Below are 13,642 nucleotides of genomic sequence, written 5' to 3' on the forward strand. Positions count from 1 at the left end.
TTCTTTCTTCGGTACCCGATCAGAGCGCCTATACACATGAGGCTAGCCTCCGCGCGTCGGGCTCGGCCATCCGGTCCGCCGCGTGTCGGCTGTCTCACACTGTTGCGATGGGGTCACCATCGAAGACGGTTCTCGCCGACCGATTATTCCCCTGTTCGCGCGCTGCCGCATCACACAGTCGCGTGTAGTGACCACCCGCATGACGAAGTGCGCTGTGAGCACCGCTTTCGACGATCCGGCCGCCGTCCACCACCACGACGAGATCGGCGCGGGCGGCGGTCGCCAGCCGGTGCGCGACCACCACTGACGTGCGTTTCCGGGTGACCATGCGGTTCGATTCGAGGACGAGCCGCTCGGTCGCGGGGTCGAGGGTCGCGGTCGCCTCGTCGAGCAACAACACGTCCGGATCGACCATCTCGGCGCGTGCCAGCGCGATCAACTGACGCTGCCCGGCGGACAGACCTTGGCCCCGCTCGCCGATCGGTTGATTCATGCCGCCGCGGAGCGCCGCGATCGTCGGCAACGCGCCCACCGCACGTGCGGCCGCCTCGATCTCGGCGCGGCTCGCCTCCGGCCGCCCGTACGCGATGTTGCTCGCGACGGTACCGGTGAACAGGTGTGCCTCCTGCGGCACGACGCCGAGGCGACGCCGATAGTCGTGCAGGGGATAGCGGCGCAGGTCCTCGGAATCCACCCGCACCGAGCCCGTCGTCGGGTCGTAGAAGCGGGCGAGGAGCTTGACGACGGTCGACTTGCCCGCGCCGGTACGCCCGACGAGCGCGACGGTGGTGCCGGGCGGAATGTGCAGTGAGACGTCGCTGAGCGCGTCGGACTCGGCGCCTTGATACCGGAAACTGACGTCGTCGAAGGTCACGTCGCCGCGCAGGTGGCCGCTGATCGGGACGGTGTGTTCGGCGCCGGCTGTCTCGATCGAACTGGGGGTGGCGAGCAGATCCCCGATCCGGCGCAGGCCCACGTCGGCCTGCTGGTAGCCGTCGAACACCTGGGAGAGCTGCTGGATCGGTCCGAACAGCAGCCCGAGGTACAGCACGAACGCGACGAGCGTGCCGGCGGTCGCGGACCCGTCGGCCACCCGCTGCGCGCCCACGAACACGACCGCGGCCAGCGCCAGGTCGGACAGCAGCGTGATGAACGGGAAGTACACCGAGATCGCCCGCTGCGAGCGCATCCGGCTGCGGCGGTAGCTGTCCGCGCGCTCGGCGAACCGCTGTGCGGTGAACTCCTCGCGGCGGTACGCCTGCGCGGCGCGGAGGCCGGCGACGTTCTCCTGGAACTCGGCGTTGACGAGGGAGATACGCTCCCGCGACACCGAGTACGCGGTGCTGGAGACGCGACGGAAGACGACGGTCGCGATCGTCAACGGCACGAGCGCGGCCAGCGCGACGAGAGCCAGGGTGGCGTCGGTGACGAGCAGCGCGACCGCGATCCCGACCAGGGTCAACAGCGACACCACGGCCGTGGACAGGCCTGTTTGGATGAACGACGACAGCGCATCGACGTCGGTCGTCATCCGCGTCATGATCCGACCGGACAGCTCGCGCTCGTAGTAGTCCAGGCCAAGCCGCTGCAGGTGGGCGTAGCTGCGCACGCGCAGCCCGAACAGCACCCGCTCGCCGGCCCGGGCCGTGATGACCGTGAGGACCGCGACGACGAGCCAACCGATGAGGGCCAGCACCGTGCCGAGAGCCGCGGCCGCCCAGAGCGGTCCCGAATCGCCCGGGACGATGCCGTGGTCGATCGCGTACCGGACGATCGCCGGGAAGGTGATGCCGATCAGCGAGTCCAGCGCCAGGCACACGACGACGCCGGCGAGGATCCACCGCACCGGACGCAGCAGCCGGCTCAACCGGAACTCGGGGTCGTCGCGACGCAGCTTGCGCGTGTTGGTCTCGGGGTCCTCGTCGGCGGGCGGCAGTGCATCGACCGCACGCCGCAACTCCGGTGTCGCCGCCACCCCGCCGAGTGCGCCGCTCATGTGTCCGCCGCCACCGCCGTGCCCGTGGCCCGGTCGGGCCGGGATGCCGTCGCCGGTTGCGTACTCGCCGTCGTCGTCCTCGACGTCCGGCCACAGCCGGGCCTCGGTGGGGTCCGGCGCGGTGGCGACGGGAGCGGCGTCCTCGGTGGTGTCGGTCGGATCCGGGGACGCGAGCAGCGCACGGAACAGCGGGCACCGCTCGTCGAGCTCGTCGACCGTGCCGATGTCGATGATCCGGCCCTCGTCCAGGACCGCGACGCGATCGGCGAGCGTGAGCGTGGACCGCCGGTGCGCCAGGATGAGCGTCGTCCGCTCCCGTCCGCTGCGGATGGCGTCGAAGATGACGGCCTCCGTGGTGGCGTCCACCGCGGACGTCGCGTCGTCGAGGATCAGGACGCGCGGGTCGACGAGCAGCGCGCGGGCGAGCGCGACGCGCTGGCGCTGACCGCCCGACAGGGTGAGACCCCGCTCGCCCACGACGGTGTCGTATCCGTCGGCGAGCGCGGAGACGAACTCGTCGGCCTGGGCGAGTTTCGCGGCGGCCCGGATCTCTTCGGCGCTCGCGTCCGGGCGTCCGAGCGCGATGTTGGCCGCGATGGTGTCCGAGAACAGGAACGGCTCGTCGAACACCAGACCGACGGCCTCGCGAAGCTGGTCGGCGCGCACGTCGGCGACGTCGAACTCTCGGCCGTCGGCGGTGAGCGCGACGGTTCCGGCACTCGGGGTGTAGAAGCGGGGGAGCAGCAGCGACAGTGCGGTCTTGCCGGATCCGGCCGGGCCGACGACAGCGACGGATTCGCCGGGCGCGATGGTCAGGTCGAGGCCGGACAGGACGGCTCGGTCGGCGTCGAAGCCGAAACCGACGTCACGGAGCCGGACGCCGAGCGGGCCGTCCGGAAGGTCGATCGGGTGCGGTGGATCCGACACCTCGGGTTCGGTGTCGATGACTTCGTACACCCGCTCGACCGCGGCCCGCGACAGCTGCGCCATGATCACGACCTGCGACAGTGTGCGGGTCGCGGCCGTCATGGTGGCGACGTATGCGGCGAACGCGAGGAACGTGCCGACGGTGATCCGGTCGTGCAGGGCCAGGTACCCGCCGAGCGCCACGACACCGACGAGGCCGAGCTGGGGGATCGCTGCCATCGACGGCGCGAACCGAGCGTTGATCCGGGCGGCTCGCAGACGCTCGGCGTACAGCGTGCGTCCGAGGCCCTCGAGCTGATCCACCGCCCGGGATTCCTGTCCGAAGCCCTTGACCACCCGCACACCGGTCACGGTCTCCTCGACGTGCTGGGCGAGGTCGGCGGCGCGCTGCTGGGCGGACCACGTGGCCGCGAACAGTGTGGGCCGCACCAGGTACACGACGAGGGCGACCGCGGGCACCACCACGAGCGCAACGAGGGTCAGCAGCGGCGAGAGCCACGCCATGATCACCAGCGCGAGGACGAACTGCAGCACCACGCCCGCCGACATGGGCACCATCGCGAGCAGCCCCTGGACGAGTTGCAGGTCGGTGATCGACCGCGACACCACCTGGCCGGTGCGGATCTGGTCCTGGCCGCGGCCGTCGAGCCGCTGCAGGGAGCCGAGCAGGCCCAGTCGCAGGTCGTGCTGCACGTCGAGGGACAGCCGTCCCGCGAGCATTCGTCGCCCGTACTGGCATCCGAACCGGACGACGCCGAGGAGCGCGATGAGCGCGGCGATGCCCGCGATGACGCGGGTGGCGGAGGATTCGCCGCCCGACGCCGCATCGACCGCGACCTTCGTGAGCAGCGGGAACACGATGTCGATGAGCGCCGCCACCGCCGTCACCGCGAGCGCGCCCACGGCGGTCCTCCGGTGGCTGAAGCACTCCGCGGCGAGTCGTCGTATCCAGCCGCGGCGAATGTCGGTGACCGGTGTCGCATCCTGTGTTGCCATCCCGATCAACGGTAGTCCGGTCCCCCGACAGTCATGTCGGGGGCGCCGAGGCCCCGGATCGGGCGATACCGGATCAGGTGATGTCGCGGCGCCGGGTGGCCCACCATCCGAGTCCGCACGACGCCGCCGCCCAGAGTGCCAACGCGACCAGGCACTGCGGCCAACCGGGTGTGATGCTGTCGTCGACGACAGCGGCGAAAGCGGTGAGCGTCACCGATCCTGGTAGCCACTGGGCGACGGTGCCCAGTCCGAGTCCGGACAGCACGAGACGCACTGTCCCTTCGCCGACCACGTACCAGGCCACGATGCCGACGGCGCTGCCGATCGACGACGCCGTCGCCAGCGCCAGTCCGGCACCGAGCAACGTCCACAGCGTGGACGCGACCAGTCCGATCAGGAGCACGCCGACGATCGTGGAATCGACCCGGAAGTCGTCGGGTGCGAAGGCGAGCAGCAGCGGCACGCTGACGACTTCGACGACCAGGCAGTAGAGGAGTCCGACGGCGGCCGTCGCGAGGAGCTTGGCGGCGACGACCCGGTCGCGGCCGCGGGTGGTGAGGAAGGTGCCGGCGAACGTGTTGTGCCGGTATTCGGCACCGGCGTTGAGCGCGCCGAAGAGCGCCGCGAACAGGAACACCGAACCGAGCGCGACGAACAGGCCGATTGCAGCGACGGCGATCGCGAGCTCGTCGGACTCGGTCTCCTGCGCGAGTGCCGACACGAACGGCACACTGATCGCGCCGGAGAGCAGGCCGATCAGGAGCGGAGCCAGCCCGAGCGCCCACCACAGACGCAGGGTGGTGATCTTGCGGAACTCGGCGGTGAGCAGTCGGTTCATCGCGGTCCACCGCCGTTCGTGGGACCGAACCACGGCTGGACCGGTGGCGGTATCGGGGCCTGCGGGTATGCGGGAGGGGCGCCGTAGCCGGGTGGCGGCGGTCCGTAGCCCGGCGCGAACCCGGAGCCCGGTGCGGCGGCGTACTGCCCGGACGTCATGGCCAGGAACACCTGCTCGAGGTCCACGTGCTCGGTGACCGCACCGAACACCGTGACGTCCGCTTCCGCAGCGACATGGCCGACAGTGGCGGGATCGGCTCCGCCGATCGCGATGCGGCCGTCCGCGAGGTGCTGGATGTCGACGACGCCCGTCGCAGCCAGTGCGGTCGCGAGGCGGGCCGGATCCGAGCACGACACCAGCAGGCGCGCCCGGTGAGCGGCCCGCAGCGCGTCCATCGATCCCTGGTGGACGAGCGTGCCGCGGCTGACGATCACGACATGGCTCACCATCTGCTCGACCTCCCGGAGCAGGTGGCTGGAGACGAGCACGGTGCGTCCGGAGCGCGCGAAACCGATCAGGAAGTCGCGCAGCCACGCGATGCCTTCGGGGTCGAGGCCGTTCGACGGCTCGTCGAGGACGAGTATCTGCGGGTCGCCGAGCATGGCGGTGGCGATGGTCAGCCGTTGACGCATGCCGAGCGAGAACGTGCCGGCCTTACGGTCGGCGGCCTCGGTCAGGCCGACGAGGTGCAGCATCTGAGCGGCGCGTCCGTCCGGTACGCCGATGGCCGACGCGTACACGCGGAGGTGGTCGAGCGCCGTGCGGGCGGGATGCAGGCCGCGCGAGTCCAGGACGACCCCGACGGCACGCGCGGGCTCCTCGATGGTGTGGAACGGAACCCCGAGGATGCGAGAGTCGCCGCCGGTCGGACGAACGAGGCCCAGCAGCATCCGGAGGGTCGTCGTCTTTCCGGAACCGTTGGGACCGAGGAATCCCGTGATCGACCCGAGCGGGACGGTGAAACTCAGGTCGGTCACGGCCCGTACAGTCTTGAACTGTTTGGACAGCCGGCGCGCTTCGATCGCGGCCGGCGGTCCCATCTGCACACTCACGAATGTCCCCCTCGTGTCGACCGGTGGCGATCGAATCCCGACGAGGGTACCGACCGGTTCGGACGGCGAGTGCCCGGCGTCGAAGGACGAGCCGGGCACCCGACATCCCGACGGGCGCGGACCTACTTGTTCAGCAGGGCTTCCATCTGCGCGATCTCCGCCTGCTGAGAGGACACGATCTGCTGCGCCAGTTGGCGCACCTGCTCGCTCTCACCGGTCTGCAGGATCTGCTCGGAACTGGCGACCGCGCCCTGATGGTGGGCGATCATCAGCTCGAGCCACATCTTGTCGAACTCGGCGTCCTTCGCGTTCTCGAGTGCCTGCATCTGCTCGGCGGACATCATGCCGTGGCCGCCGCCCTCCATGCCGGGCATCGAGTTCATCGACGTCATGGGCATCGACTGCATGGGCATCGACGTCCCGTCACCCTCCATGCCGTCGTGATCCATGCCGTCGCTGGTGGCGCCGGGGGCCTCGGCCTTGCTCGGCTCCGGTGCGCCCCACGCCTTCAGCCAGCCCTCCATCTGCTCGATCTCGGGGCCCTGGGCCTTCTCGATCTGGTCGGCCAACGCGATGATGTCGGGATTCCCGGTGCGGCTCGGGACCAGCTCGGCCATTTCGACGGCCTGTTCGTGATGCGGGATCATCATCTGGACGTACTCCACGTCCGCGTCGTTGTGCGGGCCGCCCTGTTCGGCGGTGCCGGACGCGCTGACCGAGGCGCTCGTGGTGGCGCTGGTGGTCGCGTTGTCGTCGGATTCGTCGCTGGTGCATCCGGCGACGAGTGCGACGACCGCTGCTGCGGATCCGACGGCGACGAGCATGCGCTTGCTGTTCATGATTCGTACTTTCCTCACGTATTCGGTGATCGGGGTCCGGACTGCGGCCGGAACGGCGGAGAAGCCGCGCCGCAGTGGCCCTGTCACACCCGCAGGATGCAGAGCGACGACAGGAACGCCGACGTGGTGGGGGCGAACGGTGGCCCGCGGCCGGCGCGGCCTGCAGGTCCCGCTGCTCGGGGCAGGCGGATGCGCCGGGTCCGGGCGGTCCGCAGGAGCAACCAGATCGCGAGGGTGAGGGTCGCCGCGACGAGCACTGCGAGGCAGAGGTGGAAGGCCCCGTGATCTGGGGCGTGGTCGGTGTCGTCGGGCGCACCGCTCGGGTCCGGTGCGGGGTGGCCGTAATGTCCCGGCCCGTGGTGGCTGGAGGCGGTCGGCTCCGCGAGCGTGCCCGTCGTCACGTGATGCATCGCGAGAACACCGAGGGTGAGCGCGCAGAGGGCCACGAGTCGAGCGAACGTCACTCGAAGCTGGCCGGGCATGCCTTCGACTGTACCGACCGGAAGGGTCGGTCACCGGGCCAGAAAGGGCAACACCTCCGCGAGGAACTCGCTGGGGCAGTCCAGCTGCGGACAATGCCCGCAACTCGGGATGACGGCGACGGCGCGGTCCGCGGTGACGGTCACCCGGCGCGCGGCCTTGGCGGGGGTGAGGAGGTCGTTCTCGCCCCACAGCAGGAGTGCGGGCACGGTCAGCTCGTCGAGCATCCGGGGAATCGGGAGATCCGCGATCTCGCGGATGACGACGGTGCCGATCGCGAGCAGGTTCGAGACCTGCTGCCGCGTCGCGTAGTGCTCGCTGTATCCGGCGCGGACGGCCGCGTCGGCGCGGAGCGGATGACGCAGCGCCAGGCCCGCATAGACGGCGCCCATCATCTGTTGTAGGTAGCGGTCGGGCAGCGGTGCGGTGAGCAGCCGGGTGATCCTGTCGAGCCGCAGCTGGGTGCCCCGCGTCCACGTGCGCGGGATTCCGGTGACGCCGGGCATGTCCGACAGCACGACGTTCGCGACGAGGTCCGGCCGCTGCGAAGCGAAGGCGAGTGCCGTCACCGATCCGAGCGAGTTGCCGATCACGCTCACGGGCTCCGGTTCGTCGGCGACGAGATCGGCGAGGGCCTCCACGTAGCCGTCGATGAGCGGTTCGCGCCAGTACCCGGAACTGCGCCCGAAACCGGGCAGGTCCACCGCGAGCACGCGATATCGCTCGGCGAGCGTCGGGATCACCTTCTGCCACGTGCCGCCGTGGTCGGAGTACCCGTGGACGAGCACCACGGTGCGGTCCCCGGCGCCGACGGCCAGGACGTGGGGTGGGTCAGGAGTTTCGGAAAGCACGGCGCCCTTCCTTTCCTCGTCCGGCCCCGGTCCTCAGCGCCGGATGGCGCGGGTCTCACTGTCGGGAGGCTCGACCACGTGCAGTCGCGCCTCGCCCGGCAGACCGGCCCGGTCGTGCCACAGCGCCGGTGCCGGTCCGAAGGCCTCACGAGCATTGTCGATCACACCACGTCCGATCGCGCGGTTTCCCGCACCGCCGATGACGGCGCCGACACCCGCCGGCAGGAGTTTGCCGAGGACCAGGGCACTGCGCTTGGCGGCGTACTTGGTCACGAACTTGCGGACCAGGGAGGTGTTCATCGTCTTCATCGTCCCGGACGGAATCCGGCCGGTGACGAGTCGCGCCCAGTTGGTCGCGGTGATTCCGGTGGCCTTCTCGACGATCTCCATTCCGGATTCGCCCAGCGCCACGGCCAGGACGAGGGCGCGACGTTGCTGGTGGTCGACGGGGGAGATGCCGTGAACGGACGCGATCGCGAGCGTGAGCAGTGCCGAGGCCTCGAGGAAGAACGCGGTCTCGGCGCCGACCGCGGCGATCGACGCCACCGTGCCCACCGCGGGAACCGCAGCGGTGGCCCCGACCGCGCTGCCGCTGCCGGTGACGGCCCTCAGGAACATCTTCTCCATGCGCGCGACGATCTGCGCGGGCGTCTCATCGGGGTGGGCGCGCCGCACGCGTTCGACGTACTTCGCGACCGCTGGGGCCTGCAGTCGGCTCGCGTTGTCCAGGACGGAGACGATCGTCGACTCCATTCGGCTCTGCTTATCGGCCATCGTCGGTCCTCACATCGGTTTCCGGTGTCGGCGGTCCGGGCGGTCGTCAGCCAACTATATGGAAACGGGCGAGACGACCGCCGAATTCCCCGCTCGGGGGGTGGTGGCGCGGATAGGCTGGACCGGTCCGTGACGCCGAGCCGAGAGCAGGTGTTCGACATGTCCGGTGCGACCCGGGTCTGGCCCGCCCTGCGATACGCGGACGCCCGTGCGGCGATCGTGTTCCTCGTCGAGGCGTTCGGTTTCGAGGAGAAGGCGGTGTACGGCGAGGGCAGCCGCGTCGACCACGCCGAGTTGGTGTGGCCGGGCGGCGGGGGCGTGATGCTCGGCTCCCCGCGTGAGGACTCCGTGCTCGGCGAGCTGCCCAGCGGCGTCGGGGCGGTGTACCTCGTGACGGACGACCCGGACGGGCTGTACCTGCGGGCGGTGGATGCAGGCGCCTCCGTTGTCGACGGTCTGCGCGACGAGGACTACGGCTCGCGCGGATTCACGTGCCGCGATCCGGAGGGCGTGTACTGGAGTTTCGGCACCTACACCGGTGAGTGAACCACGCTCACTCGTGCCGTTCGGTGGCCCAGTGCGACGGGGGCACAACCTCTTCCGGCCGCGGAGGATGTGGCGCGGTGCCGTTCCCGAAGGGGCGTCCGCCCAGCGCTTCGCGGCCGTGCGGTTCGAGCCAGGGCGACAGGTCCGGACCCTTCGGCACGATCTGCGTCGGATTGATGTCGCGGTGCACGATGTAGTAGTGCTGCTTGATCTGGGTGAAGTCGATGGTGTCACCGAACCCGGGCGTCTGGAACAGATCTCGCGCATAGTTCCACAGCACAGGCATCTCCGACAGCTTGCTGCGGTTGCACTTGAAATGTCCGTGGTACACGGCGTCGAATCGGGCGAGCGTCGTGAACAGCCGGACGTCGGCCTCGGTGATGGTGTCGCCCACCAGGAAGCGCTGTGTCGACAGGCGTTCGGTGAGCCAGTCGAGTCGGGCGAAGAGTCGGTCGTAGGCGGCGTCGTAGGCGTCCTGTGATCCGGCGAAGCCGCAGCGGTACACCCCGTTGTTGACGTCGTGGAACACCAGATCGGACACCTCGTCGATCTCGGTGCGCAGATCCTCGGGATACAGGTCGGGGGCGCCCTCGCGATGGAACTGTTTCCACTCGGTCGACAGGTCGAGAGTGATCTGGGCGAAGTCGTTGGTGACCACCTGCCCGGTGGAGATCTCCACCATCGCCGGCACGGTGATGCCGCGCGGGTAGTCGGGGAAGCGGGCGAAGTAGGCGTCCTGCAGTCGGGGGATCCGCAGCACGGGATCGACACCGCCCGGATCGAGGTCGAACGTCCAGCTCCGCTCGTCGTGCGTGGGACCGCAGATGCCCATGGACAGAACATCTTCCAGGCCCAGCAGGCGGCGGACGATGATCGCGCGATTGGCCCACGGGCACGCGCGGGCCACGATCAACCGGTACCGCCCGGGCTCTACGGGATAGCCGTCCCGGCCGTCGGCGGTGATCCGGGTGGTGATGTAGCGGGTGTCGCGCGTGAATTCCTTGCCGGGCTCCACGAAATCGGCGCCCGCTCCCGTCTCGGACGTGCTGTCCGTGCGGTCGTTCCCGTCGTCACTCATCGCGCATCAGCTCCGTGTGTCGGTCCTTCTCACACGGTACTGGGGGTGACCGCGATCGACAGGTGGGTTCCGAGTTCTTCGTAGCCCAGCCGGGCCGCCAGCCGCCGGGACGCGACGTTGTCGCGGTGGGCGCGCCACTGCGGGATCAGGCCGGCATCGAGGGCGTCGTTGGTGGCCAGCTGCGCCGCGGTCATCCCCAGCCCGCGGCGCCGCGCGAACGGGGCCGTCAGTGCGCCCATGTCGGCGACGATGCCCTGCCATTCCGTGTAACCGGCGGATGCGAGGGGACGGTGATCGTCGTCGACGATCGTGTACCACGTGGACTTGCCGGTGAGGCCGGCTTCGGCGACGTCGTCCGGTGGGCACAGACTCTGGAGCGCGACGACGTGCTCGCGCTCGTGCGAGACGAGCGGCTCGTCGACCGCGATGCTCTTGCCGAAGTCGGCCGCCCAGCCCAGTTCCACGGGACCCGAACAGCGTCCGGCGTGGTCCTTCGCGAGGGCGAGCAGCCCGCCGCCGTGGACCAGTTCGTCGTCGTCGTGCAGCCGTGCCCGTTCCACCGCCCAGTCCGGACCCACGAGCGCACTCGCACCCGAGACCGTGACGAACCGGATCCGGTCCGTCGTCTCGTCGACCCGCACGTGGCGGGTGCCGGGCTCGCCGAGGGCGCGGTCCGAAAGCCCCAGTTCCCGGGCCCACGCCAGCCGGATGATGTCGATCTGATGGCCGTCCACGCGAACAACGGTAGTGCCTGCCGCGGACCACTGATCCGGCGCCGATGGGCGTACCGTCGAATCAGCAAGGCGGATCGAGGGAGCGTGAGTGCTCATGTCGCCCACCGCACGTAGCACGGGGCTGGGAAACCTCCCCTCCACGTTGACGACCTTCGTCGGTAGGCGGCGCGATGTCACCGGTGCCAAGAGGTTGCTCGCCGAGTCGCGGCTGGTGACACTCATCGGAATCGGCGGAGTCGGCAAGACGCGATTGGCGCTGCGGGTGGCCGAGGATGTGCGGCGCGACTTCCCGGACGGTGCATGGTTCGTCGAACTCGCGGATCTGCACGATCCGGGTCTGGTGCCCGACACGGTCGCGGCGGTGTTCGCACTGCACGACCAGGCTGCGCAGTCGCCGTCCCACCTGCTGGCGGAACACCTGACGAGCCGGAACGCCCTGATCGTCCTCGACAACTGCGAACACCTGTTGGACGCGGCTGCGAAGCTCGTCGACGAACTGCTGCGGGAGTGCCCGGGGGTTCGGGTCGTCGCAACGAGCCGGGAGCCGCTCGGGGTAGGCGGTGAGGCCGTCCTGCGCGTTCCCCCGCTGGCGGTGCCGGATCCCGACCGGCCACCGAGCCTCGAGGCGTTGCCCGGATACGAGTCGGTGACGCTGTTCGAGGAACGCGCCCGCGCGGCCGTCCCGGATTTCGCGGTCACGGACGACAACCGGGAGACGGTGGTCCGGATCTGTCACCGACTGGACGGGCTGCCGCTGCCGATCGAACTGGCTGCGGCGCGTCTTCGGGCGCTCTCGCTCGACCAGATTCTCGACCGTTTGACCGACCGCTATCGCATCCTCACTGCGGGGAGCCGCGTGGCGCCGACGCGGCAGCAGACCCTGCGCCTGAGTGTCGACTGGAGCTACGACCTCTGCACCCGGGAGGAACAGCGATTGTGGGCCAGGCTGTCGGTGTTCTCGGGAGGATTCGAACTCGACGCCGTGGAGAGCATCTGCGCCGATCGAGGTGGTGCGGGCAACATGGTCGACCTGGTGGCCTCGTTGGTCGACAAGTCCATCCTCACGGTGGAGAAGTCGGCGGCCGGTGTGCGCTACGGCATGCTCGAGACGCTGCGCGACTACGGGCAGGAGAAGCTCGAGGAGTCGGGCCTGTGCCGGGAGTGTCGGACGCGGCACCGGGACTGGTACCTCGGATTCGCCGAGAGTTCGCACGCGAATTGGGTGGGCCCCGAGCAGCCGGAGCGGATCGCTCGACTGACCCGGGAGCGGGCGAACCTGCGCGACGCCCTCGAATTCGGCGTGACCGAGCCCGGCTCGGGCGAGTACGCGGTGCGGATGGCGAACGCCCTGTACCCCTTCTGGTTCTGCCGCGGGATGCTCGGCGAGGGACGGCACTGGTTCGCACGGGCGCTCGACGCGTCTGATGCCGGTCCGGGCCGGGCGCGGATCTCGGCTCTGTGCTTCGCCAGCCAACTCGCGGGCATGCAGGAGGACTTCACGGCGGGAGCGGCGCTGGTCGCCGAGGCCGGGCAGCTCGCGGTGGTGATCGGTGATCCCGTCGTGGACGCCCTCGTCGCGCATGCCCGGGGGCGTCAGGCGCTGTACCGGGGCGAGTTGGCCGAGTCGATCGGGTTCTTCGAGCGTGCGGTCGGGCCCATGCGGAGCCTGCCGGATCCGCACGGGCTCATCTGGGCGCTGCTGGGACTGGGCTTGGTGACCGGTATGAGCGGGGACGTCGGCGTCGCACGGGCCTGCCTCGAGGAAGTGCTCGCCATCACCCGTTCTCGTGGCGAGTCGGAGTACCGCGCGCGGGCGATGTTCCTCCTGGGGCTGAGCCTGTGGCGGCAGGGCGAATACGAACGTGCGAGCTCACTGTTCACCGAGGCGCTGACGCTGGCCGTCCTGGTGGACGACCGGTTCGCGGGCGCGGGGTGTATCGAGGCGCTGGCCTGGGAGGCGGCCCAGGCGCGGGACGGCGACCGGGCGGCAGTGCTCTCCGGCGCCGCACAGTCCCTCCGGCAGACGATGGGGGTACCCCCGGTGCTGATACCGACCATGCTGATGTTCCACGAGGAGTGCCGTCGCCGCTCCCGCGCGCTGCTCGGTGAGCGCGCGTTCGAGGGCGCACTCGCTCGCGGGGCCGCACTGGAGTTCGCCGACGCCACGGACTACGCGCTGCACCGGAGCGACAGTTCGGGGTTGACCCGAGGCGAGATGGACGCCCCGACGGCCCCCATGCGGATCGTGGTGCCCGCGGAGGAGTCGCCGGGCCTCACCCGGAGGGAACGGCAGGTCGCCGATCTGGTCGCGCAGGGCATGACGAACCGGGAGATCGCCGAGACCCTGGTGATCTCGCAGCGCACCGCGGAGGGGCATGTCGAGCGGGTGCTCGCCAAGTTGGGCTTCGGATCCCGCACCCAGATCGCGGCATGGGTGGCGGAGCGGAACCGGGCGTGATCCGCGATGGCGCCCGAGCCGGAAACAGGTAGCCGAAACGGGTAGATCCACCGTCCCGGTATCCGCGGGCGGC

At 70.0% G+C, this 13,642-nt stretch carries 11 protein-coding genes; 2 read left to right on the plus strand and 9 right to left on the minus strand.

The window, feature by feature from the left end; genetic code table 11:
• Positions 1-94: 94 nt before the first annotated feature.
• From A6I89_RS20840 to A6I89_RS20870, 7 genes are all read right to left on the minus strand, one after another.
• Positions 95-3,919: an ABC transporter ATP-binding protein gene (locus tag A6I89_RS20840; RefSeq protein WP_044990728.1), complete on the minus strand. Its 3,825-nt coding sequence runs from the start codon at positions 3,917-3,919 to the stop codon at positions 95-97.
• Positions 3,920-3,992: 73 nt separating this feature from the next.
• Positions 3,993-4,757 (minus strand): ABC transporter permease, encoded by a 765-nt coding sequence (locus A6I89_RS20845; protein WP_005514422.1) that lies wholly within the window; start codon positions 4,755-4,757, stop codon positions 3,993-3,995.
• On the minus strand, positions 4,754-5,797 hold the full coding sequence (locus A6I89_RS20850) for an ABC transporter ATP-binding protein (protein WP_172504566.1): 1,044 nt from the start codon (positions 5,795-5,797) through the stop codon (positions 4,754-4,756). The genes A6I89_RS20845 and A6I89_RS20850 overlap by 4 nt, the downstream gene beginning before the upstream one ends.
• A 134-nt stretch (positions 5,798-5,931) precedes the next feature.
• The gene (locus A6I89_RS20855; RefSeq protein WP_013415415.1) at positions 5,932-6,648 is read right to left on the minus strand and encodes a DUF305 domain-containing protein; all 717 of its coding nucleotides are present in this window, start codon (positions 6,646-6,648) and stop codon (positions 5,932-5,934) included.
• An 83-nt stretch (positions 6,649-6,731) separates the two neighbouring features.
• Positions 6,732-7,130, minus strand: a complete 399-nt coding sequence (locus A6I89_RS20860) for a DUF6153 family protein (RefSeq protein WP_139794593.1) — start codon at positions 7,128-7,130, stop codon at positions 6,732-6,734.
• A 30-nt stretch (positions 7,131-7,160) separates the two neighbouring features.
• Positions 7,161-7,979, minus strand: coding sequence for an alpha/beta fold hydrolase (locus A6I89_RS20865; protein ID WP_022594894.1), 819 nt, complete (start codon positions 7,977-7,979; stop codon positions 7,161-7,163).
• Positions 7,980-8,012: 33 nt separating this feature from the next.
• Positions 8,013-8,732 (minus strand): hypothetical protein, encoded by a 720-nt coding sequence (locus A6I89_RS20870; protein ID WP_022594896.1) that lies wholly within the window; start codon positions 8,730-8,732, stop codon positions 8,013-8,015.
• 180 nt (positions 8,733-8,912) lie between these two features.
• Here A6I89_RS20870 and A6I89_RS20875 point away from each other — a divergent pair, with 180 nt between their 5' ends.
• Complete coding sequence (locus A6I89_RS20875; RefSeq protein ID WP_037085474.1) at positions 8,913-9,299, plus strand: VOC family protein; 387 nt, start codon at positions 8,913-8,915, stop codon at positions 9,297-9,299.
• A gap of 7 nt (positions 9,300-9,306) precedes the next feature.
• On the opposite strand, the gene A6I89_RS20880 is transcribed toward A6I89_RS20875, so the two are convergent.
• Together A6I89_RS20880 and A6I89_RS20885 are read right to left on the minus strand one after the other, a co-directional pair.
• Positions 9,307-10,377, minus strand: a complete 1,071-nt coding sequence (locus A6I89_RS20880; protein WP_022594898.1) for a glutathione S-transferase family protein — start codon at positions 10,375-10,377, stop codon at positions 9,307-9,309.
• Positions 10,378-10,406: 29 nt separating this feature from the next.
• Positions 10,407-11,111 (minus strand): GNAT family N-acetyltransferase, encoded by a 705-nt coding sequence (locus tag A6I89_RS20885; RefSeq protein ID WP_022594900.1) that lies wholly within the window; start codon positions 11,109-11,111, stop codon positions 10,407-10,409.
• A gap of 94 nt (positions 11,112-11,205) precedes the next feature.
• On the opposite strand from A6I89_RS20885, the gene A6I89_RS20890 reads away from it, so the two are divergent.
• A complete protein-coding gene (locus tag A6I89_RS20890; protein WP_022594902.1) occupies positions 11,206-13,569 on the plus strand; it encodes an ATP-binding protein in 2,364 nt (787 codons plus the stop codon).
• Positions 13,570-13,642: the final 73 nt, after the last annotated feature.

It is taken from the genome of Prescottella equi (genome assembly GCF_002094305.1).
Taxonomy (GTDB): Bacteria; Actinomycetota; Actinomycetes; order Mycobacteriales; family Mycobacteriaceae; genus Prescottella; species Prescottella equi.

Excerpts from the sequence above, each read along its gene's own strand:
- A6I89_RS20840 (WP_044990728.1), bottom strand. The coding sequence starts at position 3,919 with ATGGCAACACAGGATGCGACACCGGTCACCGACATTCGCCGCGGCTGG.
- A6I89_RS20845 (WP_005514422.1), bottom strand. The coding sequence starts at position 4,757 with ATGAACCGACTGCTCACCGCCGAGTTCCGCAAGATCACCACCCTGCGT.
- A6I89_RS20850 (WP_172504566.1), bottom strand. The coding sequence starts at position 5,797 with ATGGGACCGCCGGCCGCGATCGAAGCGCGCCGGCTGTCCAAACAGTTC.
- A6I89_RS20855 (WP_013415415.1), bottom strand. The coding sequence starts at position 6,648 with ATGAACAGCAAGCGCATGCTCGTCGCCGTCGGATCCGCAGCAGCGGTC.
- A6I89_RS20860 (WP_139794593.1), bottom strand. The coding sequence starts at position 7,130 with ATGCCCGGCCAGCTTCGAGTGACGTTCGCTCGACTCGTGGCCCTCTGC.
- A6I89_RS20870 (WP_022594896.1), bottom strand. The coding sequence starts at position 8,732 with ATGGAGTCGACGATCGTCTCCGTCCTGGACAACGCGAGCCGACTGCAG.
- A6I89_RS20875 (WP_037085474.1), top strand. The coding sequence starts at position 8,913 with ATGTCCGGTGCGACCCGGGTCTGGCCCGCCCTGCGATACGCGGACGCC.
- A6I89_RS20880 (WP_022594898.1), bottom strand. The coding sequence starts at position 10,377 with ATGAGTGACGACGGGAACGACCGCACGGACAGCACGTCCGAGACGGGA.
- A6I89_RS20890 (WP_022594902.1), top strand. The coding sequence starts at position 11,206 with ATGTCGCCCACCGCACGTAGCACGGGGCTGGGAAACCTCCCCTCCACG.